This is a genomic window from Geobacter sp. (assembly GCF_027327745.1).
Taxonomy (GTDB): Bacteria; Desulfobacterota; Desulfuromonadia; order Geobacterales; family Geobacteraceae; genus Geobacter.
On sequence record NZ_DAHVYG010000078.1, the window covers coordinates 50,991 to 76,048 of the forward strand.

The 25,058-nt window shown below is 66.4% G+C and carries 22 protein-coding genes; 17 read left to right on the forward strand and 5 right to left on the reverse strand.

The features are described 5' to 3' along the window. Positions 1 to 105: 105 nt before the first annotated feature. From M6689_RS14260 to cysS, 12 genes are all read left to right on the forward strand, one after another. Positions 106 to 813: a GntR family transcriptional regulator gene (locus tag M6689_RS14260; protein ID WP_298273074.1), complete on the forward strand. Its 708-nt coding sequence runs from the start codon at positions 106 to 108 to the stop codon at positions 811 to 813. A gap of 241 nt (positions 814 to 1,054) precedes the next feature. Further along, on the forward strand, positions 1,055 to 2,443 hold the full coding sequence (selA, locus tag M6689_RS14265; protein WP_298273130.1) for an L-seryl-tRNA(Sec) selenium transferase: 1,389 nt from the start codon (positions 1,055 to 1,057) through the stop codon (positions 2,441 to 2,443). Positions 2,444 to 2,618: 175 nt separating this feature from the next. Continuing rightward, entirely contained in the window at positions 2,619 to 3,332 is a 714-nt protein-coding gene (gene ispD, locus M6689_RS14270; protein WP_298273076.1) for a 2-C-methyl-D-erythritol 4-phosphate cytidylyltransferase, read from the forward strand. Positions 3,333 to 3,439: 107 nt separating this feature from the next. Next, entirely contained in the window at positions 3,440 to 3,913 is a 474-nt protein-coding gene (ispF, locus tag M6689_RS14275; protein ID WP_298273077.1) for a 2-C-methyl-D-erythritol 2,4-cyclodiphosphate synthase, read from the forward strand. A 33-nt stretch (positions 3,914 to 3,946) separates the two neighbouring features. Continuing rightward, positions 3,947 to 5,620, forward strand: a complete 1,674-nt coding sequence (locus M6689_RS14280; protein WP_298273079.1) for a glutamine--tRNA ligase/YqeY domain fusion protein — start codon at positions 3,947 to 3,949, stop codon at positions 5,618 to 5,620. 26 nt (positions 5,621 to 5,646) lie between these two features. After that, positions 5,647 to 7,542: a CheR family methyltransferase gene (locus tag M6689_RS14285; RefSeq protein WP_298273080.1), complete on the forward strand. Its 1,896-nt coding sequence runs from the start codon at positions 5,647 to 5,649 to the stop codon at positions 7,540 to 7,542. Positions 7,543 to 7,554: 12 nt separating this feature from the next. Further along, complete coding sequence (locus M6689_RS14290) at positions 7,555 to 8,088, forward strand: chemotaxis protein CheW (protein WP_298273082.1); 534 nt, start codon at positions 7,555 to 7,557, stop codon at positions 8,086 to 8,088. A 45-nt stretch (positions 8,089 to 8,133) separates the two neighbouring features. After that, on the forward strand, positions 8,134 to 9,873 hold the full coding sequence (locus M6689_RS14295) for a methyl-accepting chemotaxis protein (protein ID WP_298273084.1): 1,740 nt from the start codon (positions 8,134 to 8,136) through the stop codon (positions 9,871 to 9,873). Beyond that, positions 9,870 to 11,927, forward strand: a complete 2,058-nt coding sequence (locus M6689_RS14300) for a hybrid sensor histidine kinase/response regulator (protein WP_298273086.1) — start codon at positions 9,870 to 9,872, stop codon at positions 11,925 to 11,927. Before M6689_RS14295 ends, M6689_RS14300 begins: the two co-directional genes overlap by 4 nt. Before the next feature lie 6 nt (positions 11,928 to 11,933). Next, positions 11,934 to 12,965, forward strand: coding sequence for a chemotaxis-specific protein-glutamate methyltransferase CheB (gene cheB / locus M6689_RS14305; protein WP_298273087.1), 1,032 nt, complete (start codon positions 11,934 to 11,936; stop codon positions 12,963 to 12,965). A 2-nt stretch (positions 12,966 to 12,967) separates the two neighbouring features. Then, positions 12,968 to 13,351 (forward strand): response regulator, encoded by a 384-nt coding sequence (locus M6689_RS14310; RefSeq protein WP_298273088.1) that lies wholly within the window; start codon positions 12,968 to 12,970, stop codon positions 13,349 to 13,351. 72 nt (positions 13,352 to 13,423) lie between these two features. Further along, complete coding sequence (gene cysS, locus M6689_RS14315; RefSeq protein WP_298273089.1) at positions 13,424 to 14,896, forward strand: cysteine--tRNA ligase; 1,473 nt, start codon at positions 13,424 to 13,426, stop codon at positions 14,894 to 14,896. Positions 14,897 to 15,050: 154 nt separating this feature from the next. Here cysS and M6689_RS14320 read toward each other — a convergent pair whose 3' ends face one another. Then, the gene (locus M6689_RS14320) at positions 15,051 to 15,239 is read right to left on the reverse strand and encodes a ribbon-helix-helix protein, CopG family (RefSeq protein WP_298273091.1); all 189 of its coding nucleotides are present in this window, start codon (positions 15,237 to 15,239) and stop codon (positions 15,051 to 15,053) included. A gap of 212 nt (positions 15,240 to 15,451) precedes the next feature. Then, on the reverse strand, positions 15,452 to 17,743 hold the full coding sequence (locus tag M6689_RS14325) for a sigma 54-interacting transcriptional regulator (RefSeq protein WP_298273092.1): 2,292 nt from the start codon (positions 17,741 to 17,743) through the stop codon (positions 15,452 to 15,454). A 412-nt stretch (positions 17,744 to 18,155) separates the two neighbouring features. Here M6689_RS14325 and M6689_RS14330 point away from each other — a divergent pair, with 412 nt between their 5' ends. Both M6689_RS14330 and M6689_RS14335 read left to right on the forward strand, forming a co-directional pair. Further along, positions 18,156 to 18,356, forward strand: coding sequence for a hypothetical protein (locus tag M6689_RS14330; protein ID WP_298273093.1), 201 nt, complete (start codon positions 18,156 to 18,158; stop codon positions 18,354 to 18,356). A gap of 61 nt (positions 18,357 to 18,417) precedes the next feature. Further along, positions 18,418 to 19,893, forward strand: coding sequence for a transglutaminase-like domain-containing protein (locus M6689_RS14335; RefSeq protein ID WP_298273094.1), 1,476 nt, complete (start codon positions 18,418 to 18,420; stop codon positions 19,891 to 19,893). A gap of 42 nt (positions 19,894 to 19,935) precedes the next feature. Here the strand turns inward: M6689_RS14335 and M6689_RS14340 are convergent, their stop codons facing one another. After that, on the reverse strand, positions 19,936 to 21,228 hold the full coding sequence (locus M6689_RS14340; RefSeq protein WP_298273095.1) for a pitrilysin family protein: 1,293 nt from the start codon (positions 21,226 to 21,228) through the stop codon (positions 19,936 to 19,938). Further along, positions 21,225 to 22,286 (reverse strand): hypothetical protein, encoded by a 1,062-nt coding sequence (locus M6689_RS14345; RefSeq protein ID WP_298273097.1) that lies wholly within the window; start codon positions 22,284 to 22,286, stop codon positions 21,225 to 21,227. The genes M6689_RS14340 and M6689_RS14345 overlap by 4 nt, the downstream gene beginning before the upstream one ends. A gap of 218 nt (positions 22,287 to 22,504) precedes the next feature. On the opposite strand from M6689_RS14345, the gene M6689_RS14350 reads away from it, so the two are divergent. The 3 genes from M6689_RS14350 (at position 22,505) to M6689_RS14360 (ending at position 24,445) form a co-directional block, all read left to right on the forward strand. After that, complete coding sequence (locus M6689_RS14350) at positions 22,505 to 22,942, forward strand: hypothetical protein (RefSeq protein WP_298273098.1); 438 nt, start codon at positions 22,505 to 22,507, stop codon at positions 22,940 to 22,942. Between the two features lie 88 nt (positions 22,943 to 23,030). After that, positions 23,031 to 23,552: an NUDIX hydrolase gene (locus M6689_RS14355; protein ID WP_298273099.1), complete on the forward strand. Its 522-nt coding sequence runs from the start codon at positions 23,031 to 23,033 to the stop codon at positions 23,550 to 23,552. Further along, positions 23,549 to 24,445 carry an RluA family pseudouridine synthase gene (locus M6689_RS14360; RefSeq protein ID WP_298273101.1) on the forward strand — a complete coding sequence of 299 codons (897 nt, stop codon included), beginning with the start codon at positions 23,549 to 23,551 and terminating at the stop codon, positions 24,443 to 24,445. The genes M6689_RS14355 and M6689_RS14360 overlap by 4 nt, the downstream gene beginning before the upstream one ends. A 36-nt stretch (positions 24,446 to 24,481) precedes the next feature. Here the strand turns inward: M6689_RS14360 and M6689_RS14365 are convergent, their stop codons facing one another. After that, on the reverse strand, positions 24,482 to 25,000 hold the full coding sequence (locus M6689_RS14365; RefSeq protein WP_298273103.1) for a BCAM0308 family protein: 519 nt from the start codon (positions 24,998 to 25,000) through the stop codon (positions 24,482 to 24,484). Positions 25,001 to 25,058: the final 58 nt, after the last annotated feature.

The window sequence follows — 25,058 nt, forward strand, 5'->3', positions numbered from 1 at the left end:
TGTGGTGGCAACGGCAACTTTCCTTTTTTCTAGGCATCCTTAACTCGCTCTTGACAATCCATGTATACTGTATACAATAGGCCAACTCCACCGGGAGAGAGTTCTATGAAAAAGATGATGGAAAAGCACCTGACCCTCAGGGAGAAGATCCTCGAGACCATCCGTGACGCCATCATGACCGGCGCCCTCAAGCCCGGCGAGAAGGTGGCGGAGCCCGACCTGGCCGAGCGTTTCGGCATCAGCCGCACGCCGATTCGCGAGGCGTTCCGCCAGCTCGAGTCGGAAGGATACCTGACCGTCATCCCCCGCAAAGGGGCCGTCGTCACCTCCTTCTCCCCCCGCGACGTCGAGGAGTTCTACGCCATCAAGAGCATCCTGGAAGGGTACGCGGCCCGCCGGGCGTGCGAAAAGCTCTCCGGCAAGGACCTCGACAAGCTCAGCGCCATCAACGACAAGCTCCGTCACCTGGCCGACGGCGGCGACATCAAGCACTTCTTCCGGATCCACGCCGACTTCCACGACCTCTTCCTCAAGGCGGCCGACAACGACAAGCTCAACGAGCTCGTCTCCAATCTCGTCCGCAAGTTCCAGCGGCTCCGCTTCGCATCCCTGAGCCTGCCGGGCCGGATGCACATCTCCGTTCAGGAGCACGACAAGATCATCGAGGCGTTCCGCGCGCGCAATGCCGACCTGGCCGAATCCCTGGTCCGGAAAAACGCCGAATACGGCGGCCGGGTCCTCATGGAAGAGGGGGAGGGACGCCCGGTCCTGAAGCCCGCCGACCGCGCCATGGCCCTCCAGCTCGATCTCTAGGAGCCTGTCGGACTTAGGAATGAATCTACTGCGAGAACGGCAAATCGGTCCATATTTCCGGGAATTCTTGACGAATAGAACCACTATTCGCCTTCAAATTCCCGAAAATCTGTCCTCGATCTGCCATTCTCTCGCTACGATCCCCTAAGTCCGGCAGGCTCCTGGGCTCTCCGCCGTCTTGACACCCCCGGACCTGTTCTGGTACTGAGGAAAGTATCCCATGACCGGAGGTCCCCTACCCGTGACGCTCCTCAAACGCATCCCCAAGGTTGACAAGGTCCTCCAATGGCCCGATGTCCGGGAGCTCCTCGCCCGCCATCCCCGCCCCACGGTGCTGACGGTGGTCCGTGACGTGCTGGACGCCCTGCGCGCCGCCGCCCGGGCGGAGACCCTCGGCGAAGGGGAACTGGCGGAAGCGGCGGTGACAGCCCGGATTGAACGGGGGCTGGCCCTTCTGATCGCCCCGAGCCTTCGGCGCGTGGTGAACGGCACCGGCGTGGTGATCCATACCAACCTCGGGCGCTCCCCCCTGGCGGCACAGGTCCGGCCCCACCTCGACGAGATCGCCTTCGGCTACTCGAACCTGGAATTCGATCTGGAGCGGGGAGAGCGGGGAAGCCGCTACTCCCATGTGGAAAGGCTCCTCTGCGAGCTGACCGGCGCGGAGGCGGCGCTTGTGGTGAACAACAACGCCGCCGCGGTGCTCCTGGCCCTCTCGGCCCTGGCCGCCGGCAAGGAGGTCGTCGTCTCCCGGGGGGAACTGGTGGAGATCGGGGGCTCGTTCAGGATTCCCGACGTCATGCGCCAGGGGGGAGCCATCCTCCGGGAGGTGGGGACCACCAACCGGACCCATCCCCGCGACTACCGGGAGGCGATTACCCCCGAGACCGGCCTCCTCCTGAAGGTCCACTCCAGCAATTTCGCCGTGGTCGGCTTCACCGCCGAGGTCTCCCCCGCAGAGCTCGTCGCCATCGGCCGGGAGAGCGGGGTGCCGGTCATGGCCGATGCCGGGAGCGGCTCCCTCCTGGACCTCTCCCGTTTCGGCATCTGCGGCGAGCCGACTGTGCAGGAGTTCGTCGCGGCGGGGGTCGACATCATCACCTTCAGCGGCGACAAGCTCCTCGGCGGCCCCCAGGCGGGGATCGTCGTCGGCCGCGCCGGATTCATCGCCCCCCTCAGGCGGCACCCGCTCCTGCGGGCGCTGCGGATCGACAAGCTCACCCTGGCGGCCCTGGAGGCGACCCTTCGCCTCTACCGGGACGAACGGCTGGCCCGCACGGAGATCCCGACCATCCGGATGCTGACCGCCTCGGCCTCGGAACTCGGGGCGCGGGGGAGGACGATCCTGCGGCGCCTTCGCCGGGCGCTCCCCGCGCAGATTCGCTTCACGCTCGTCGACGGCATCTCCCAGGTGGGAGGGGGTGCCTATCCCCTCCTGGAGCTCCCGACCACCCTCGTGGCGGTGGAAGCCGGCGGCCTCTCCCCCCAGGAGCTGGAAGAGCGGCTCCGCCGGGGGGCGGTGCCGGTGGTCGGCCGCATCCACCGGGGGCGGTTTCTTCTCGACGTCCGGACCCTCCTCGACGACGACCTGCCGCTTCTCGCCGTATCCCTCCGGGAGGTGACGGGGTGACTACGGTCGTCCCCCGTCACCCCTTCACCCGCCGGGACAGAAGGGGTGAATTTGTGCTGTTTTTTTGCCGCTCCTTTTGTATAATCGGACAATTCCGCCGGAATCGGCTCTGAACACGGTTTCGACGCACCACACCCCGCCCGGCGCTTCCGGGCGCGCGCCTTGAGGTCTTGACATGGGAGTTTTTGCCCTGATCCCGGCGGCCGGCATGGGAAAGCGGATGGGGGCCTCCATCAACAAGCAGTACCTCCTGCTGGACGGCAGGCCGATCCTCGCCCATACCCTGTCGGTCTTCGAGAAGGCACCGTTCGTGGACGGCATCTGCGTCGTGATCCCCGAGGACGAGATCCCGTACTGCCGCGAACAGGTGGTGGAGCGCTACGGCTTTACCAAGGTGCGGCAGATCGTGGCCGGGGGGAAGGAGCGCCAGCAGTCGGTCCTGAACGGCCTGCGGGCCATGGAGGGGACCCCGGACGACGACGTGGTCCTGATCCACGACGGGGTCCGCCCCTTCGTCACCGCGGATATCCTCTCCCGGGCAATCGCCGTGGCACGGGAAAGCGACGGGGCCCTGGTGGCGGTGCCGGCCAAGGACACGGTCAAGGTGGTGGAGGAGGGCGTCATCACCGCCACCCCTCCCAGGGAGACCCTCTGGCTCGCCCAGACCCCCCAGGCGTTCCGCTACGCCGTCATCCGCGCCGCCCACGAAGTGGCCGACGCCGAGCGCTTCCTCGGCACCGACGACGCCATGCTTGTGGAGCGCCTCGGCCGGCAGGTGCGGGTCGTCGTGGGGGATTACCGCAACATCAAGATCACGACCCCGGAGGATATGATCCTCGCCGGGGCGTTTTTGAGGGAAACCGCGCCTTTTCCGCAATCTCGGCGTTGATCTTCGGTCTTGCTTGTGCGGCGTACACTAAGTACGCCTCCGCGCAATCCCTGGAATCGCCTTGACCTTGCGAAAAAATCGCGTTTTCTGAAGGAGAGGGCAAATATATGAGAATCGGCCACGGCTACGACGTCCACTGCCTCGTGGAGGGACGGAAGCTGATCCTGGGGGGGGTCGACATCCCGTGGGAGAAGGGGCTCCTCGGCCACTCCGACGCCGACGTCCTCCTCCACGCCATCTCCGACGCCATCCTCGGCGCCCTGGCCCTGGGCGACATCGGCAAGCACTTCCCCGACACCGACCCCCAGTACAAGGGGGCCGACAGCCGCAAACTCCTGCGCCACGTGATGGAGCTCGCCGGCCGCCAGGGGTACCGCCTCGGCAACCTGGACGCCACCATCGTCGCCCAGCGCCCGAAGCTCGCCCCTTGCATCCCGGAGATGCGCGCGAACATCGCCTCCGACCTCGGGGCCGATACCGGGCGGGTCAACGTCAAGGCGACCACCACCGAGCAGCTCGGTTTCGCCGGCCGCGGCGAGGGGATCGCAGCGTACGCGGTTGTGCTGATGGAGCGGAAGTAGCCACCAGAAATTTCGTCCCAAAGGATTGCATCCATGGCAACCGAAACACCCCAAGTCACCAATTTCCTCCGCAACATCATCCAGGAAGACCTGCAGAGCGGCAAACACGAGACCATCGTCACCCGCTTCCCGCCGGAGCCCAACGGCTACCTCCACATCGGCCACGCCAAGTCGATCTGTCTGAACTTCGGCCTGGCGAAGGAGTTCGGCGGTCGCTGCCACCTCCGCTTCGACGACACGAACCCGGTGAAGGAAGAGACCGAGTACATTGAATCGATCAAGGAGAGCGTGCGCTGGCTCGGCTTCGACTGGGGGAGGCACCTCTACTACGCCTCCGACTACTTCGAGCAGCTCTACCAGTGGGCCGAGCGCCTGATTCTCCAGGGTAAGGCCTACGTGGACGATCTCTCCGCCGACGAGATCCGGGAGCTCCGCGGCACCCTGACCGAGCCGGGGAAGGAGAGCCCGTACCGCGGCCGCACCGTGGAGGAAAACCTCGGCCTCTTCCGCCGGATGCGGGCCGGCGAGTTTCCCGACGGCGCCAAGGTGCTCCGGGCGAAGATCGACATGGCCTCCCCCAACATGAACCTGCGCGACCCGGTCATGTACCGGATCATCCACGCCCCGCACCCCCACGTGGGGGACGCCTGGCGCATCTATCCGATGTACGACTACGCCCACGGCCAGTCCGACGCCATCGAGGGGGTCACCCACTCCGTCTGCACCCTGGAGTTCGAGGACCACAAGCCGCTCTACGAGTGGTTCCTCGCCAACCTTCCCGTCCCCGCCCGGCCCCGGCAGTACGAGTTCGCGCGGCTCAACCTCTCCTATACCGTGATGAGCAAGCGAAAGCTCCTTCAGCTGGTGCAGGATGGCGACGTTGCCGGCTGGGACGATCCCCGGATGCCGACCATCATGGGACTCAGGCGCCGCGGCTACACGCCGGAGTCGATCCGCTCCTTCTGCGAGCGGATCGGTGTCGGACGGAGCGACAGCTGGATCGACATGGGGATCCTGGAGGAGAGCGTCCGCGAGGATCTGAACGAGCGGGCCCCCCGGGCCATGGCGGTCCTTCGCCCCGTAAAGCTCGTCATCGAGAACTACCCGGAGGAGCAGGTGGAGGAGTTCGCCATCGCCAACCATCCCCAGCGTCCCGAGCTGGGGAGCCGGCCGGTCCCCTTCTGCCGCGAGCTCTTCATCGAGCGGGACGACTTCCTGGAGGTGCCGGTAAAGGGATTCCACCGCATGGCGCCGGGGCAGGAAGTGCGGCTGCGGGGGGCATACATCGTGAAATGCACCGGCGTGGCGAAGGATGACGCCGGCACCGTGACGGAGATCCGCTGCAGCTACGACCCCGAGACCCGCAGCGGCCTTCCGGGGGCCGAGCGGAAGGTGAAGGGGGTGATCCACTGGGTCTCCGCCCGCCATGCCGTCACCGCCGAAGTGCGGCTCTACGACCGGCTCTTCACGGTGCCAAACCCGGCGGGGGACGACTGGAAATCGTCCATCAACCCGGCCTCCGTCGAGATCCTGCGCGACTGCCGGCTGGAGCCGTCCCTCGCCCGGGCCGGGGCCGAAGAGCGCTTCCAGTTCGAGCGCCAGGGTTATTTCTGCACCGACCTGCGGGAGACCCGTCCCGGGGCGCCGGTCTTCAACCGGACCGTAACCCTGCGGGACTCGTGGAGCAAGGGAGGCAAGGGAGCGTAACACCCGGGTAAAAACGCCGAGGCTCGATGCACGCATCCAACATCCTCATCATCTCCGGCGATGGGCAACTGAGCGAACTGCTCGCGCAAACCCTTGCGGCCGAAAAATGTGCCGTAGCCACGGCCCGCTCCGCGGCCGAAGGGGTCGAAGCCGCCCGGCTCCGTCCCCCCGACCTCATCATTCTCGATCCCGCCGGCGCTCCGGCCTCGGCGGAACCGGTCATCGCCCGCCTCCAGCGGGGGAGGGAGACCCGTGCCGTACCGGTGATCGTAGTAACCGCCGATCCCGTGGCGGAACACGAGCTCCTCTCCGCCTTCGACGTCCTCCCCCGGCCGCCGGATCCGGAACGGCTCCGGGACGATCTGGCCATCCTGCGGCGGCGCAAGGGACCGTTCACGGCGGCCCCTGCGCCGCTGGACGGGGATACGCACCGGCTCTTCGCCGATTTCCTCGAGGCCGAGACCGGCCTCCACTTTGACCAGCGGAACCTGAAACTCCTGGAACGGGGACTCCGCAGCCGGATGGCGGCGCTGAAACTCGGCTCCTTCACCGAATATTTCGACTATCTGCTCCGCTTCGCCAATCCGCGCGGGGAGCTGGCCAAGCTTCTCACCTTCCTCACCGTGGGGGAGACCTCTTTCTTCCGCTATTCCCACCACTTCGACGCCCTGCGCCGGTTCATCGTCCCGGAGATCGCTGGCCGCCGGGAAGGGAGGCGGAAACGGCTCCGGATCTGGTCGGCGGGGTGCTCCACCGGCGAAGAGCCTTACTCCCTGGCGATTACCGTCGTCGACACCCTCCCCGACTGGCGGGAGTGGGACATCGCCATCGTCGCCACCGACCTGAACGGCGCCTCCATCCGGCGGGCGAAGGAAGGGGTCTACGGCGACCGGACCCTGCGGGGGGCGTCGCCGGAATGCCTGCGGCGCCACTTCACGAAGAGCGCCGCGGGGTGGCGGATCGGCGAGGAGGTGCGCCGACTCGTGGAATTCGGCGTCCTGAACCTGCAGGGTGGGCAGTTCCCCTCGTCGGGGGAGGGGGAGCCGGGATTCGATGTGATCTTCTGCCGCAACGTCATGATCTACTTCGATCTTGCCACCATGGAGCGACTCGTGGCAAAGTTCGCAGAAGCCCTCACTCCCGGCGGCTACCTCTTTCTCGGCCACTCGGAATCGCTGCTCCAGCTCTCCTCCCGCTTCGAACGCTTCTCCCACGGCAGCGGCTTCTATTACCGCCGCCGGGAGGGGCACGGTGCGGCGACGCCGCGGCGGGCGATGCCGGCCTCCCTCCCGACGGCTCCGTTCGTCCTTCCCCGGGAGGCGATGCCGCGCCTTGTGCTCCGCGAGCCACCGCCCCCCCTGTTTCTTCCCGCCGCGGGCACTGGAAGGGTGCCGGCGTCCCGGCCGCCCCGCCCCGCCCCGGCGGAGGAGCGTCCCCGGGACCTCTTCCGGGAGGCGCGGATCCTCTTCGACGCCGAGGAGTACGGAGGGGCCGCGGCGCTCCTCGACGAGCTCCTCCTCAGTGAGCCGCGTCACACCGGGGCCCTCCTCGCCCGGGGGACGATTCACGCCAACGGCGGCCGTTTCGCCGAGGCGCTGGCCGACTGCGACGCGGCCCTGGCGATCGACGATCTCCTTCCCGAGGCGTACCTGCTGCGGGGGCTCATCCGGGAGACGACGGGGGAGACGGAGGAGGCGGTGGCCGACTACCGCCGGGCGCTTCTCCTCGACATGGAGGCGGTCATGCCCCATTACGCGCTGGGACGCCTCCTCACGCGGCTCGGCAGGAACCGCGACGGGGAGCGGGAGCTGCGCAACGCCATGCGGGCGCTGGAGCGGCTGCCGGCCGGAGAGATGGTCCCCTTCTCGGGGGGGATGCCGCGGGAAACACTGCTGGAGCTGCTCCGCAGCGAGCTGGCATAACAGGAGCGGGATATGGAAGAGAAACGGGAGACCGGTTACGACATCAACTCCATCCTGAGCGGGATGAAGGAGGAGTACTGGCGCGGGGTTTCCGAGGTTCAGGAGGAGGCGGGGGAGACGCTCGAATGCGTGACGCTCCTCCTCGGGGGGGAGCTCTATGCATTCGAGACGGTCCACGCCGCCGAAGTGCTCCGGATCCCGAAGCTGATCAGGGTGCCGGGGGTACCGGAGGTCATCACCGGCATCTTCAATCTGCGGGGCGAGATCACCGCGGCGGTGGACATCCGGCCGCTGCTGGGCCTCGCCCTCCCCGAAATCGGCGAGCGGGGGAGGATCGTCGTCGTCAAGGGGGAGAAGTTTCTGACCGGCATCCTCACCGAAGGGATCGTCGGGATCGCCCCCCTGCCGCTTGACCGCTACGAAACCGCCGGGGCCACCCGCAGCGAGTACGTTCGGGGCGAGATCCACGACGGCGACCGTCTGGTTCTTCTCCTCGACCTGCCGAAACTGCTGGCGTCCCCCGCCATCACCGCCACCGGCCACTGACCTGCACCGCATACGCGCAACTTCGCCCAGAAAGAAGGAGCTGGCATGTTCAAAAAGCTATCCGTGAAGATCACCGCCATCCTGATCCTCGTCATGGTCCTCATCATGACCGCCTTCACCGTCTACTTCGTCCGCTCCCGCGGCGCGGCCCGGGAGGAGGAACTCCTGGCCCGGGGAAGAATCGAGGCCATGACCGGCGCCAAGATGGCGGAGGCGATCCTTGCCGACGCCATCCGGAGCGGGCGCCTCACGGAGGAGGAGATCTTCGACGAGAAGTACGTCCCGATCCCCGGCACCGATCCCCCCAAGTACCACACCCGCTACGACCGCTACCTCGATACGGCACTCCAGGCGATCCTCGACGAGTACCTGCGGGACGACCAGGTGGTCTTCGCGGTCCTTGAGGACCGCAACGGCTACATCCCGACCCACAACACCCGCTACTCCCAGCCCCTCACCGGCGACCGCGAGAAGGACCTCCTCTACAGCCGGACGAAGCGGATCTTCAACGACGCGGTGGGGATGGCGGCGGCCAAGAACCGCCAGGAGCTCCTGAAGCAGGTCTACACCCGCGACACCGGCGAGGTGATGTGGGACATCTCGGTCCCGGTGTCGGTGAGCGGGAAACACTGGGGGGCCTTCCGCGTCGGCTACTCCATGACGAAGACCCACCAGCACGTCGCCTCCGTCCGCAATGAGATCATCATCGGGATGGCGGTTCTCCTTCTCGTCACCAGCCTCACCATCTTCGTCGTCCTGGGACGCTACCTCCGCCCGCTGCAGCGGCTCACCGACACGGCACGGCGGATTACCGGCGGCAACCTTGACGAGGAAATTCCGGTGGAGAGCAACGACGAGATCGGCACCCTTGCCGAGGCGTTCAACACCATGACCACCGGCATCGTGAAGAACCTCAAGGGGGAGATCGACAAGAGCAGCCGGCTTCTCACCTCCATCAAGGAGGCGATCGTCCACCTCTCCACCTCGGCCAACGAGATGATGGCCATCAGCGCCCAGCAGTCGTCGGGGGCGGCCCAGCAGGCCACCGCCGTCCAGGAGGTGACCACCACCTCCGAGGAGATCGCCATCACCGCCAAGCAGATCACCGACAACGCCCGCTCGGTGGAGTCGATGGCCGAGGAGACCATCCGCAGCTGCACCGCCGGCAGCCTGGAGGTGACCAACGCCACCGACGGGATGCGCCGGGTGCGGGAGCAGGTCCAGGGGATCGCCGCGAGCATGCTCAAGCTTGGCGAGAACAGCCAGAAGATCGGCGGCATCGTCGGGATCATCGACGAGATCAGCGACCAGACCAACCTCCTCGCCCTCAACGCCGCCATCGAGGCGGCCGGCGCCGGCGAGGCGGGGAAGCGCTTCGCCATCGTGGCCCAGGAGGTGAAACGGCTGGCGGAGCGGACCGTGGAGGCGACCCGCCAGATCAATGGCCTCATCGAGGAGATCCAGAAGGCGACCAACTCCACCATCATCGTTACCGAAGAGGGGACCAAGGCGGTGGACGCCGCCGGCGCCCTCGTCGACAAGGTCCAGATCTCCTTCGGCGACATCCTCCGGATGGTGGAGGAGACCGGCCGGGCGGCCAAGGAGATCACCTTTTCGACCCAGCAGCAGACCTCGGCCTGCGAGCAGATGGCCGAGACCATGGCCGAGGTCCGGGACGTGGCCCAGCAGGTGGCCGCCAGCGCCGAGGAGACCGAGAAGGCAGTGGCGGAGATCATCGAGCTTTCGGAGCGTCTCAAGGACCTGAGCGAAGAAGAGGGTAAATGACGGACCATTCCCGCTACCTCGATATCTTCCTGCGCGAGGCGGGCGAGCAGATCGCTGCCCTGCAGAAGGGGCTTCTGGAGTTGGAACGCGACCCGGAAGACCGCAGCCGTGTCCGGGAGCTGATGCGCTTTGCCCACACGGTCAAGGGATCGGCGCGGCTGCTCGGCTACGACGGGGTGGGGGAGCTCGGAAGCCGCCTGGAGGATCTGCTGGATGAGATCGCCGCGGGGAAGCGTTCCGCCGACGGCCCGACGATCGACCTCCTCCTGGCGGGGACCGACGCTCTCGCGCGCCTCGTGGATGCCGTCGGACGGGGCGATGACTCCGCCTTTGACGTTGACGGTTTTCTCGCCGCTTTCGACCGGGGGGAGGTCCCCGCCGGCGGGGTGGCGAAGACCGTCGACCGGGACGAGGCAGGTTTCGGCGACACGGTCCGGGCCGGGGTCAAGACCCTCGACCGGCTTCTGAACCGTCTGGGTGAGCTCCTCATCGCCCGGAGCCGGATCGAGGAGCGGCTCGCCACCCTCAAGGGGATGGCGGCGGGGCTCGACGACGCCACCGCCACGGCGCTGCGGCAGTTTCACCGCGATCTGGAAGGGGAGTTCCGGGAGGTGTCGGCCCTGGCCCAGGAGCTCCACGGCGATGCCATGACGCTGCGGATGCTTCCCCTCTCCACCCTCACCGGCGGTTTCGAGCGGATGGTCCGGGACCTGGCGAGGGAACAGGGGAAGGAGGTCGAATTCCGGGTCACCGGCAGCTCCGTGGAACTCGACCGGGCGCTACTCGAAGAGCTCAGGCCCGTCCTTCTCCACCTGCTGCGCAACGCCGTCGACCACGGCATCGAACCCCAGGACGAACGGGTCCTCTCCGGCAAGCCGCTGCGGGGGACCATCACCGTCTCGGCGTGCCACGAAGGAAACAGCGTCCTGATCGAGGTTCGGGACGACGGGCGGGGGATCGACCCGGTCCTCGTGCGGGAGGCGGCAGTCCGCAAGGGGATCGTCTCCAAGGAGGAGGCGGAGCTCCTCTCCGATGAGGAGGCGCGCTACCTGGTCATGGCCCCCGGCTTCTCCACCCGCGACTTCATCACCGACGTTTCGGGTCGCGGGGTCGGCATGGACGTGGTCCGGCAGAACGTGGAGCGGGTGAAGGGGGAGTTCGTCCTGCGGAGCACCCCGGGAAGCTTCACCGTGATCTCCCTCAGGCTCCCCCTGACCCTCGCGCTCCTCGACGCCATGCTCGTCCGCAGCGGCGGCGAAACCTACGCCTTCCCCCTCTCCTTCGTGGCCGAGTCGTTCAAGGTGGCGGCAGGCGACATCGTCACCGCCGGCGGGCGCGAGGTGGTCACCCTGCGAGGGGGGACCATCCCCCTCGTTCCCCTTGCCTCCCTCCTGGGCGGGGGGGAACGGCCGGCGGTCCCCCCGTCGGGAAGGATCGAAGCTGTGGTGGTGCGGCATCGGGAACAGTTTCTCGCCTGCAGCGTGGACCGGGTCATCGGGAGCACCGAGGTGGTCGTAAAGGGGGTAGGGGAGCAGCTCAGGGAAGCCTCCTCCCTTTCCGGTGCCACCATCCTCGGCGACGGCACGCCGGCACCGATCCTGAGCGTCCCGTGGCTCTTCTCCCGGGCCGAGAGGGGGGTTCGGACCGGCTTCCGGCAGGCGGCGGCAGAGCTCCAGGCGGCCCGGACCCGGGGAAAGGTGCTCGTGGTGGACGACTCCCTCACCACCCGCGCCATGGAGCAGGGGATCCTCGTCTCCCGGGGATACGAAACGGAGGTGGCGGTCTCGGGTGAGGACGCCCTCGAAAAGATCCGCCGGCAGCGCTTCGATCTCGTGGTGACCGACATCCAGATGCCGGGGATCGACGGCTTCGAGCTGACCCGCCGTCTGCGGGCGATCCCCGACTATCGCGAGGTGCCGGTCATCGTCGTCTCCTCCCTCGCCAAGGATGAAGACAAGCGCCAGGCAATGGAGGCGGGGGCCCAGGCGTACATCGTCAAGGGAAACTTCGAGCAGGGAACGCTCCTCGACGCCGTCGAGGCGCTGATAGGATAGTGCTGCATGATTCGTGTACTGATCGCTGACGATTCGTCCCTGGTGCGGGCGATCCTCAAGGACATCCTGGCCGGCGGCGATATCGCCGTGGCGGGAGAGGCGGCCAACGGCCAGGAGGCGGTGGAGCTTACGGAACTCCTCAGGCCCGACCTGGTGGTGATGGACATCGTCATGCCGGTCATGGACGGCCTGACCGCCATCGGCGAGATCATGGCCCGCGCCCCCACGCCGATTCTCGTTCTCTCCGCCTCGGTGACGGACCGGGAGGTGGACCTGGCCTTCGCCGCCATCAAGGCGGGGGCCCTCGACGTCATGGAGAAGCCGGCCGAGAACCTGGTCGGAACCGGGGTATCGTTCGCCGAAAAGCTGCGGGAGACCGTCCGGATACTCTCGCGGGTGAAGGTGATACACCACCATCCGCGGCGGCGCCGGGAGCCGCTGGTTCCCTCCCCCGCCCCGGCGGAGTGCCGGCGGAGCGTCCTTGCCATCGGCGCCTCCACCGGGGGACCCAAGGCGGTGATGAGCATCGTGAAGGCGCTTCCCCCCGGCTTTCCGGCGGCCGTCTGCATCGTGCAGCACATCGCCTCCGGCTTCGCCCGCGGCTTTACCCAGTGGCTCGACAATGAGAGCTCCCTCAAGGTCCGGCTTGCCCGGGAGGGTGACATTCTCATGCCCGGGGAGGCCCTCGTGGCCCCCGACGACCGCCACATGACCATCGCGGGGGGGGCGGTCCGGCTCCTCGACACGCCGCCGGTCAACTGCTGCCGCCCCTCCATCGATCCGCTCTTCTGCTCCCTCGCGGAAGGGAAGGGGGAGGAGGTCGTCGGGGTGCTTCTCACCGGCATGGGACGCGACGGCGCCCAGGGGCTCAGGCAGATCCGGGAGCGGGGGGGGATGACCATCGTGCAGGATGAGGCGAGTTCCGTCATCTTCGGCATGCCGCGGGCGGCCATCGCCCTTGGCGCGGCCGGACAGGTCGCGCCCCTCGACGCCATCCCGGCAATCATCACCGAACTATTCTCAGTACAGGGAGGCTAAGGTTGGAAAAGCTCAAGATCCTCGTGGTAGACGACAGCGAACTGGTGCTCGCCATGGCGCGCGACGCCCTTGAGGATGCGGGATACGAGGTGCTTACCGCCTCCAACGGCATCGAGGCGAATTCCTATATCTTTTCCCGCAGCAAGCCGGATCTGATCATCCTCGACGTGATGCTGCCGATGCTCGACGGCAACAAGAAGGCAAAGCTGCTGCGGGAAAAGGACTTCAGCCGCGAGATTCCCATCGTTCTCCTCTCCTCCAAGAGCGAGGAGGAGCTGAAAAGGCTCGTGGCCGAGTCGGGTGGCGACGCCTACATCCACAAGCCCTTCACCCCGTGGCAGCTGGTCACGACGGTACGCAAGGTCCTGGAGTCCCGGCGCCGCTAATCCGCCCTTCACAAGGGGGATTCCCCTGTGCTAGGGTAGCGGGCTTTCCTATCTTTCGAAGCGGAGAAAACGATGTCGTTGCGAGTCTATAATACCCTTACGGGAACCAAGGAAGAGTTCGTCCCGCTGGAGCCGGGAAAAGTCAGGATGTACGTCTGCGGGGTGACGGTCTACGATCACTGTCACATCGGCCACGCCCGGGCCAACGTGGTATTCGACATGATCTACCGCTACCTTCGCCGCAGCGGCTACGAAGTGACCTACGTCCGCAACTACACCGACGTGGACGACAAGATCATCAACCGCGCCAACAGGGAAGGGGTCCCCTTCAACGTCATCTCCGAGCGGTTCATCGCCGAGTTCGACAAGGACATGGCGGCCCTCGGCCTGGAGCTCCCCACCCACCAGCCCAAGGCAACGGAGCATATCGCCGAAATGATCGAAGTCATCCAGCGACTCATCGCCCGGGGTTACGCCTACGCCGCCGACGGCGACGTCTACTTCTGCGTGGAGAAGTTCCCCCCGTACCTGAAGCTCTCCAAGCGCAACCTGGAGGAGATGCAGGCCGGCGCCCGGATCGAGGTGGGGGAGAAGAAGCGCCACCCGATGGATTTCGCCCTCTGGAAGGGGTCGAAACCGGGGGAGCCGTACTGGGAATCGCCGTGGGGGGCGGGGCGTCCGGGGTGGCATATCGAGTGCTCGGCCATGAGCATGAAGTACCTGGGGGAAACCTTCGACATACACGGCGGGGGCAAGGATCTGATCTTTCCGCACCACGAGAACGAGATCGCCCAGTCGGAGGCGGCCAACGGCAAGCCCTTCGCCCGCTACTGGCTCCACAACGGCTTCGTGAACATCAACGCCGAGAAGATGTCCAAGTCACTGGGGAACTTCTTCACCATCAAGGAGGTCCTGGAAAAGTACGACGCCGAGGTGCTCCGCTTCTTCCTCCTCTCGGCCCATTACCGCTCCCCCATCGACTTTTCCGATCAGAACCTGAAGGAGGCCGAGGCGGGGCTTGAGCGGATCTACAAGACCCTCGGGGGGATCGACGCCGCTCTGGCCGGCGTGCCATCCGTGGCACAGGCACCGGCCCCGGCCGAGTCCGAGCGGGAGCTGGCCGAGAAGGCCGAACAGCTCCAGACCCGGTTTCGCGAGGCGATGGACGATGACTTCAACACGGCCCAGGCCCTGGGCTACGTCTTCGACCTGGTGCGGGCCGCCAACAAGGCCCTGGCAGAGGGAGCGCCGTCGGGCGCCGCCCCCCGCGAGGCCCTCGCCGCAGCCCGCAGGGAAGTGACGGAAATCGGGGAGATTCTCGGCATCTTCACCTCGGTCCCCGAGGAATTCACCGCTCGCCTCAAGGGGCGCAAGACAGTCGGCCTGGACATTACGGTGGAGGAGATCGAACGGCTCATCGCCGAACGGAAGGCGGCCCGGGCGGCCAAGGACTACAAACGGAGCGACGAGATTCGCGACCGGCTCCTGGCCCACAACATCGTCCTTCTCGATTCTCCCCAGGGGACGACCTGGAACGTGAAGTAAGAGAAGTACACGCAAAAGCGGCGGAAGGTTGATCCCTCCCGCCGCTTTTTTTCGAACGATGTGCCCCTTTGGAACGAAGGGCGTCCCAAGGTGTGCCAAATTGGTACCACCGCCACAGGAACGGGTCCCGCGTCGCGGCGGCCCGTTTCCTTTTTCAGGCGGCCTTCTGATCGGCCTCCCGCCCCTTTTCAAGCCTGACGGTAAACAGCTCCATCGCCTCCCGCATGATATCGGAGACGCTCATGCTGGTGGTTTCCATGATCTGCTGAAGCCGCTCGCGCTCCTCGTCGCTGATCCTCATGGAAATGACGTTGTAGCGCGGATTTTCTCTCATTCTGCCCATGGTTGTTTCCTCCGTGTATGGTTTGTATTGATTGGCTCGTGCAATTGACAGAACTACCATAGCCATATGCATGCCAAAATCGGAGGAATGAAAAAGATTTTGTAACTCATTAAAATTACGGGCTATTAAAACGTTGGTTTATTCTAATAGGGTTTTCTGTTTACACTACTGTGCCACGGATGACACGTTGTGGCCAAAAGTGCACACCCGCGCTATCCCTCGTCCACCAGGTGGCGCCCCCTGGCATCCCGCTCCTTGAGGCGGTATTTGTCGAGAAGACGGTAGAAGGTCCTGCGGGGGATATTGGCCATCTTCGCCGCCCGGGTGACGTTGCCGTTGGCTTCGGCCAGAAACCGCTGGACGAGCTTCTTCTCCAGCTTGACCACATGGCGCTCCCGCTCGGCCCGGAAGGAGCTCCGGGTGTCGAGGTCCGCCAGGGAGTCGTCCGCGTAGCTTTCCGAGAAGGCCCGGGGAAGGTTCTCGTGGCGGATGACGTCGTCGTGGGTCAGGACCGACGCCCGCTCGATGACGTTCTGCATCTCCCGGATGTTGCCGGGCCACGGGTACTGCATGAGCGCCTTGATGGCCCGTTCCTCGATGGCGACGATCTTCTTGTTGAGCTTGGTGCTCGCCTTCTCCAGGAAGTGGTGGGCGAGGAGCGGGATCGATTCCACGCGGCTCCTTAAGGGGGGCATGGTGATGGCGAAGACGTTGAGGCGGTAGTAGAGATCCTCCCGGAACCACCCCTCCCGCACCCCTTCCTCCAGGTTGCGGTTGGTGGCGGCGATGAGCCGCACGTCCACCTTCTTGGCCGCCGTCCCCCCCACGGGGCGAACCTCCCCCATGTCGAGGACCCGCAGCAGTTCCGCCTGGAGCTTGGGGGTGATGTCGCCGATCTCATCGAGGAAGATCGTCCCGCCGTCGGCCGCCTCGAAGAGCCCCTTTTTGTCGGCGATGGCGCCGGTGAAGGCGCCGCGCTTGTGGCCGAAGAGCTCGCTCTCCAGGAGCGAATCGGTGATGGTGGTGCAGTTGACGGTGACCAGCGGCTTGTCGTTGCGCCTGCTGTAGCGGTGGATGGCCCGGGCGGTGAGCTCCTTGCCGGTCCCCGACTCGCCGCGGATCAGGACCGTGGTGGGGGTGGGGCCCACCTGCTTGATGAGGTCGAGCACCTCCAGGGTCTTGCGGTCGTTGCCGACGATGAATTCGTCGCCGTACTCCCGCTCCAGCTCCCGGCGCGCCAGCTCATACTTCTGGATCAGCCTCCCCCGGTCCTCCTCCAGTTGCTGGAGGGTGTAGGGAAGACACATCTCGATCTCCGCCAGCCCCTGGAAGACCGCCACCGCGTACTCGCGGCAGGTCCCGTAGCCGCAGGCGCGGCAGTTCAGCTCGTCCTTGAGGGAATACTTGTTGGTCGCCTGGAGGATCTTCCTGACGTCGTTCGCCTTGGGGGCCTCCAGTCGCGCATGCTTGCTGGCGAAGGCGCGCTGGAGCGGCACCGCGTCGCGGGCCCCCTCGTAACGGGGCGCGGTGCGGTACGGCACCGACTCCCGATAGTGGTTGATCACGAGATTGCGGCGGTAGAATTCGGTCACCGTCCGGTTGCGGCCGGGGCCGCCGATGCAGCCGTCATAACAGAAACGGAGATCCGCGATCCGGGGGGAGATGCGGCCGGCCGCCAGATCGTTGATGATCCCCATGACGTTCACCTCCCCGCAGGCGGCGACGATCTCGGTGTCAAAGGGGTCGGCGGGGATGGAAAAGGCCCGGAAGGTCCCCTCGGAGAGGGGAAAGAGCCGGCCGCTCCCCGGCGGGACCCCGTCGAACGGCTCCTCGGCGAGGGAGGAGAGAACGATGCCGCGGCTGCGGAAGATCTCGTCCAGCTCCCGGTAGGTCAGCACGACGTCGATCGCCCCCCGGGTCTCTTGCATCTGGGTTTCGAATTTCGCAGCGATGCAGGAGCTGATGTAGACCACCCGGGACTGGGGACCGAGGATCCCCTTGAGAAAGCGCCCCATGGCCACCATCGGCGTCACGACCGGCACGAGGTAAGGCAGCAGCTTCGGGTAGTGGCGCTCGATCAGGTCGACGATGGCCGGGCAGTGGGAAGTGATATGGGGCCGGTCTCCCGAGGCGGTGATCCGGGCGTAGTCCGCCGCGATCAGTTCGGCGCCGTAGGCCCCTTCGTGGACCTCGCCGAAGCCGAGCCGCTTCAGCCCCCCCACGAGCTGCCCCGGCTTCACGTTGTGGAAATAGGTCGGAAACGAGGAACCGAGGACGGCAACCACCTCCCCTCCCGAACCGAGGAGCTCCTCGGTGACGGTGGCCTTGTCGGTCACCACCTTGGCCTGCTGGGGGCAGTTGCTGAGGCAGTTGCCGCAGCCGATGCAGCGGTCGAAGATGATCTCAGTGTGGCTCTGCTCCACCTTGATCGCCTTCACGGGACAGCTGCGGACACAGCGGTAGCACTTGCGGCAACTCTCTTTGACGGTAACGATCGGTTCCATGGTTCCTCGGGAAAGGGTGACTGGGATTGCATGCGAACTTGCAGGATAATCCAAACGGAAGGATTGTGCAACAATTGACACACCATGGGTATCGTGTGCCACCAATGACACCAGAGAGGGGAAGGGGGCAAAAAAACACCCTAGCGACTAGGAGGGAAAGTCAACTAGGGCATAATGAGGGTCTTGCGGCCCTCGCAATTCTTTCATTTTTAGTATACCCCTCCGCCCTGCACTTCGCAAGAAAATATCTTGCATAACTCATTAAGATTTAAGCCTTTTTCATAACCGGCGATTCACCGGCACCGGGACTCCCCCGAACCGCCGGCGCCGATTGCCACCCCTTCCTCTTTATGGTATAACGGCCCTGTTTCACGGCGTCCCGGCGCCGACTCGATCCCGAAGGAGACCCGCGATGGACCTGACCCTCGACGAACACAAGCTCATTGTCGAATTCCGCCGGCTCGGCCCCGCCGGCAGAAAAGAGCTACTCGACCACGTTTCACTCCTCCTCAAGAAAGGGGAGTCGGAGAGCGACCCGCCCGCCGACCGCTGTCCCCTCGACCGTGAGGAAGAGAGGCCCGAAGCCGCCAAAGAGCCGATCTTCACGGAGTGACCCGGACTGCCGGGAGCAGACGGCGCCGCCTGCTCCCTCCCCCGCACGAGGAACCATCCCCATGAACCGCACCCCATTCCACGGCGCCCTCGCCGTTTTCCTCTCCATCACCATCCTCGCCGCCGCTACCGCCGTTGCCGCCCCATCCCCCATCCCGCGGCTGGCGGCCCCTCCCCTCGGCGTCCGGTGGTTCGCCATCTTTTTCGATGGCAAGCGGACCGGCTTTGCCCGGCAGGAGATCGCCGCGGCCCCGGAAGGATACGAGATCACCGCCGAGTCGAGCGTCAGGATGGTGGTCCTAGGCTTTTCCCGCCAGGCGACCTCCCGGGAGCGCTACCGCGTGAACCGCGACCTCTCCCTCCGCTCTTTCCATGTGGAGGAGGTGCTCGACGGCACCCCCCTCACCCTGGACGGGGAGGCGACCCCCAGGGGGGTGAAGGTCACGGTGGTGTCGAAGGGGAAACGGAGGGAGAAGCTCCTCAAGGCGAAGGGGGTGGTCTACCCTCCGGCCGCCATGAACCTCTACCCCCTCATGAGGGGAACGGCGCCGGGGAAAGGGGTAAAGGTGCCAATGCTCGACGTGGAGGAGGTGAAAATAAAGTCCGTCGCCATCGAGGTGATGGGGGTGGAGACGATGCCCGGCGGGGAGAGCACGCTCCACCTCCGGAACGACCTCTATCCCATGGTCGACAACGACATCTGGGTCGATCCGGCGGGGAACACCCTGCGGGAATCGGTGCGGGACGGCCTGGTGGAAACCAGGGGGGTGGATGAGGGGAGCGCCCTGCGCTACCTGGCCGCGGCGGCCGTGGCGCGCCGGGATGCGCTCCGCGATTTCGGCCTCGTGCCGGTGACTCCCCCCCTGGAACCGGCAACCCTTGCCCGGCTCGTCATCGGCGTGGAGGGGATTCCGGCAGCGTTTCCCCTGCCGGCAGCGGCGAAGCGGCGTGACGACGGCACCGTGCGCTTCGCCGTGGCGGCGGCGGAGCCGGAAGCCGCCCCGGCCGACGCAGAGACCGTGAAGCGCTACCTCGCCCCGGCGGACCGCCTCCCGGTGGAGGACCCCGCCATGGCGGCCCGCGCCCAGGAGATCGTCGGCGGCGAAAAGGAGCCGGCAAAGCAGGCCCTCCTCCTGGCCCGCTGGATTGCCGCCACCATCGAGGAGGAGGCAGCCTCCGACACCCCCTCGCCCCGCGACACCCTGGCGACCCGCAAAGGGGATTCCCCGGCCCGGACCCGCCTCTACTGCACCCTCGCCCGGGCCGCCGGCATCCCGAGCCGTCTCGTCTCCGGCCTCGTCTATCTCCCCGGCACGGGGTTTTCCTTCCACAGCTGGGCCGAAAGCGCCGTGGCCGGGAAATGGCTCCCGGTGGACCCGACCTTCGGCCAGGCGCCGGCCGACGTTACCCACGTGAAGCTGGTGGAAGGGGAGGGGGGCGAGACGATGATGGCGCTCGGAAGGCTCGTCGGAAGGATCGGGATCCAGGTCCTGGAGGCCCGCTCCGAAACGAAAAAAGGGGAACCGGCGGCAAGATAGGATCCGCGTTCCCCGTTCCCCGGGCCGTCGGGCGGGTGCCCCTCAGTATGCCGTTTCGTACCGCCTGACGATCGCCTCCAGCTTCTTCCTGACGCTCCCTTTGAGCGGCCCCACCGCCACCAGGTTAAGCCGCCGGGGGGAGAAGAGCTCCCGGGCCGTGGCCCGGAGCGTGGCCCCATCCACCGCGGCGGCCTCCGCCTGATCCTCCTCGACCCCCTTCACCAGCCCCATCAGCTCCCCCCAGCCGTAGCGCACCTGCATCTCGAACGTGGAATCCCTGCTGTAGGCGAGATCGAAGAAGTATCCCTCCTTGACCCGGCAAAGCTCCCCGTCGTCGACCCCTTCCCGCGCCAGGCGGGCGGTCTCCCGGAGCACCTCCTCCACCGCCACCTCCAGGTTTTCCGGCGCGGTGGAGAGGTCGACGGAGAAGGAGCCGGTCTCGTCGTAGGCCGCCAGCTGGGCGTCGACCGAATAGACGATGCCGAGCCGCTCCCGCAGGTTCAGGTGGAGCCGCGAGCACCCCCCGCCCGCCAGGACGCGGCGGATGAGCCGGGTCGGGACCACCCGGGGATCGAGGCGGGGGAACCCCCGGAAGGCGATCTGGAGATCCACCTGGCTGTCGGCATCCTTCACGAAGACGGTCCGGGGCGCCGCCTGCCCGTCGGGGACGGGGAGCTGCTCCGGGGGGAGGGGGCCGCGCCACGGGCCGAAGGCGCGCTCCGCGGCGGCGAAGATCTCCGGGGCCTTGATCCGGCCCGCCGCAACCACCACGGCGTTGGCCGGCACGTAGTGACGGACCATGTGCTCCCGCAGGTCTTCCTCGGTGAAGCCGGCGATGGTGTCGAGGTAGCCGATGGTCGGCATCCCGAGGGGGTGCGCCGGCCAGAGGAGGCTGCTCGCCAGGTTGTCGGGGTTGATCTCCGCCCCCTCCTCGTTAATATCCTCCAGCGCCTCCTCGGCGACAATCTTCTTCTCCACCTCGATGCCGTGGAAGGTGGGGGAGACGAGCATGACCGACAGAAGCCGCACCCCCTCGGCCACGTGGTCCGGATGGACCCGGGAGTAGTAGCAGGTGGTCTCGGCGTCGGTGGCGGCGTTGATGCAGCCGCCGATCGCCTCGAAGGCGGCCTCCAGCTCCAGGTTGGAGGGGTGCTCGGCGGTGCCGCGAAAGAGCATGTGCTCCAGGAAGTGGGCGAGCCCCGCCTTCTCCCGGCGGTCGTGGCGGCCGCCGACCCGGAGGTATACGGCGATCTCGGCGCTGTGGAGGTGGGGCATCTCGACCGCCACGACCCGCAGGCCGTTGGCGAGGGTTGTCCGGTGGGGTGCGATGGTCATTGGGCTTCCGCGCTGATCTGCCGGATGGCGTCGAGCACCACGGCGTCGTATCTGTCCTGGGAGAGGAGGAGGGCCACGGGGGGAATCCGCAGGAGCGACTTCACGAGGCCGAAGCGCATGTCCCGCGGCAGAAGGTCGATGTAGCGCACCAGGTTCTCCTCCTCCCCGGTGCCAAGGGCCGGATCGGCGGTGAGGGTGGCCACGACGTCGCTCATGGTGACCGCCTGCTGGTCGTCGCGCTGAGCCGCGAGCCTCTCCCACACGCCGTCCCCGCCGGCCAGAAGCTCCGCGGCGGTGACGGGACGCGCGGCGTTCCCGGCGCACCAGCGCAGAAAGGCGATGGCCGCCTCCTTCCCGACGATCCCGGCGTAGATCTCCATCTCCAGCTCCTTCGGAAAGCGGCACTCCCGGCGGAGGATGCTCACCATCTCCCACCCCCGCTCCGTCGGCTCGGCGTCCATCTCCAGGGGTCCTCCCTGGCTGGCGAGGAACGCACGGTTGGCGGCCAGGAACTGGCGCACCCCGGGGTCGAGCTCCCGGGCGGCGGCGTAGGCGGCCCAACAGGAGTAGTCGCTCTCCACGTAGAGCATCACCATCCGGTCGATGAGGGCGCGGTCCAGGGTCGCCACCTGGTAGGTTCCGTCGGGGGGGTTGATGGTCACCACCACCTTGTGCTTCGGGTGGAGCTTGTGGACGTGGAGCGCACGGCGCTTCCCCTCCACCGGCGGCTCCACGAACTGGAAGATCGCCTGGAGGGTATCCTCCTGCTGGGCCCGGTTCAGCTCGTCACAGTGGATGACCGTTTCGGGATCGATGTCGGTGGGCCACCACCCCGGGCGCGACCAGTGCATGACATCCTCCTCCCGGTACGGGATCCCCACGAGGTCCCCCACCTCCATCTGCCCGAGCCGCAGCGGCACGTAGCGGCGCCCGAGCTCGCGGCAGAGCTGGATGATGCCGGCGGTCTTCCCGACCCCCCGGTGCCCCACCACGCAGGGGGTGAGGTCGGTCCTGGTGAGGATCTCCCGCAGGACGCTCTTCATCTGCTCGACGTTCATTGCCTTGGTAATCCTTTCGCGATGCGCGCAGGCGGGCGGGGAGAGCTTCGGACACACCCGCCGCGGAAATGGCTGACAGAAAATCCGATAAAGGGTACCATGAGTGGGGGAGCGAGGTCCAGCGGGTCGTGGGAAGCTCCTTGACAGCCTTGGCGGGAGGTGCTATAAACGCCGTCTTTTTGCCAGGCTCACCACGAAAGACGACGAGGTACGACAAGATGATAGTCAGACGCCGCTCCGCCGGAGATATCATAGAGGCACGGTGCACCCGCTGCCGGGACGTTCTCAACCACACCATCGTGGCGATGGTGGAGGAGCGGGTAGTGCGGGTCCAGTGCAACACCTGCGGCGGCCAGCACAACTACCACCCTCCCCGGGAGGAGAAAAAACCCGTCCGCCAGCCGGCGGCGGGAAAAACGGCGTCGCCGCGCCCCCGCAAGGAGGCGGCACCCTCCGCTCCCGCCCTCTGGGAGGCCCGCATGGCGGAGCTGGATCCCGACCAGGCGATCCCCTACGCCATGGATGCCAAGCTGCGCGCCGGCATCCTCGTCTCCCATCCCGCCTTCGGCCTCGGGGTCGTGACCGCCGTCATCAAGCCGAACAAGGCCGAGATCCTCTTCCGGGAAGGGACGAAGCTCCTCCGCTGCGCCCTCTGATCCGCCCCCCGCACACCGTCCCCCAAAACCCTTCCCATCCCCGGATGATGGTGCTATCCTCCCCCCATTTCGCCAGCGGGGAGCAGCAATGGAAACGCGCAACAGAACCACCCTCTTCGAGGGGCTCGTGATCGACGTGGAGCAGATGGAGGTGCGAATCGGCGCCAAGGGGTGGCACACCTTCCAGGTGGTGCGCCACCCGGGAGGAGTGGCCGTTGTCCCCCTCCACGACGACGGGACGGTGACCCTCATCCGCCAGCTTCGCCCCTCCGTGGCCGAAACGCTCCTGGAGATCCCGGCGGGGCGCCTGGAGCCGGGGGAAGACCCTGCCGCCTGCGGCCTGCGGGAACTGACTGAGGAGACGGGACTCTCCGCCGGGCGGCTTACCCCCCTCGGGACCATCTTCACCTCGCCGGGGGTCTTCGACGAGGTGATCCACCTCTATCTCGCCACGGAGCTCACCCAGGGGGAGGCGGACCAGGAGCACTACGAGGATATCGAGACGGTGCGCCTGCCGCTCGCCGAGGCGATCCGGATGGCCGCCGACGGCCGCATCTGCGACGGCAAGACGATAGTCGCCCTTTTCCGGGCGAGTGAGGTGAAGAGATGATCCTGAAGGGGAAGGCGGGGCCGGAGCTCGCCGACGTGCGCCTCGATGAGGGGGCGAAGCGCCTCTTCCCCGAGCTGTCGAAGAGCCGCATCAGGGAGATTATCGACTGGGGAGGGTGCGCCGTCTCCGGAACCATGGTGCGGGTCGCCTCCCGCCAGCTGAAGAGTGGGGACGAGGTCGTCCTCGGGGTGATGGAGCCGGAGCGGTACCGGGAATTCGCCTACGGGAAGGAAGAGCTCCTCTACGAGGACGCCGAATACCTGGCGGTGAACAAGGCCGCAGGCCTCAACTGCCAGCGCACCCCCTACCAGCTGAAGGGGACGGTGGAGTACGCCGTGACCCTATACCTGAAGACCCTCGGCATCCTGGAGCCGGCGCGGGTGATCCACCGCCTCGACCGGGGGACCTCCGGGGTGATGCTCTTCCCCAAGACCCGGCGCGCCGCGGCCCACATCTCCGCCGAGCTGAAGGAGGGAAGGGTGGAGAAGGTCTACTGGGCCGTCGTGGCCGGCCAGCCGGGAGAGGACTTTTGGGCCGTGGACGCCCCCATCGCCAAGGTCGCCCCCTCCCGCTACGGGGTCGCCACCCCCGGCAAGGGGGCGCGGACCCTCTTCCGCGTCCTGGCCCGGGGAGAAGGGGTAGCCCTCGTGGAGGCGCGTCCCCTCACCGGCCGCACCCACCAGATTCGGGTCCACCTCGCCCACACCGGCCTTCCCATCATCGGCGACACGGTCTACGGCGGAGCGCAGGCGCCGCGGATGATGCTCCACTGCCGCGCCATGACCTTCCGGGGGGAGGACGGCAGGGAGGTGGCGGCGACGGCGCCGGTCGACCGGGACTTTGCTGCGGTGTGCGAGAGGTACGGCATCGACTCCGGGAGCTTGGACCGATAGACATACCTCCCTCCTTTTTTCGACATTCCCCTTTTTCTACCTCGACCAGTTGACCCTCACAAAGCTCTCATCCTCGCTCCACTGGAAATTGAGCTTGCCATGGTGGGACTTGTAGATTTCCCGCCCCAGCTTCTCCGCCAGCTTTTCGTCCGTGGTGTTCACGGTGAGGACAGAGCCATCCTGCTTGATCTCCATGATCCTGGCCAGCGGGTTTTTAGTCCTGGTCTTGGCCTCGACGTTCTTAATGGCGTTCAGGATCAAATTTTCGTGCTGGAGGAGATAGTCACCGGAAAAGGTGACGACCCCGGCCGGGTTGTTGTCCTTCATCCGCTGGCACGACGGACAGGTGATCTCGGTGACCGCATGCACCGCAGTCAGCTTCGCCTTCTCGGCCTCATCAAAAAACCAACGCTTCTCCCATGCAGCCGCCCCACATTTCGTACAGAGCGCCACCTCTTCCTTCCCCTCTTTGGGGAGGTAGACATCCGTGCTGCGGGTGGTCCGCTTTCCATGCTCCTCGATGCCGTATCGCTTAGCCGCCTTTGTCGCTGTCATCTGAGTCATCTCCTTTCGCGAGGATTCTTATAAATTAATTATATCCCATGCCTCCGTT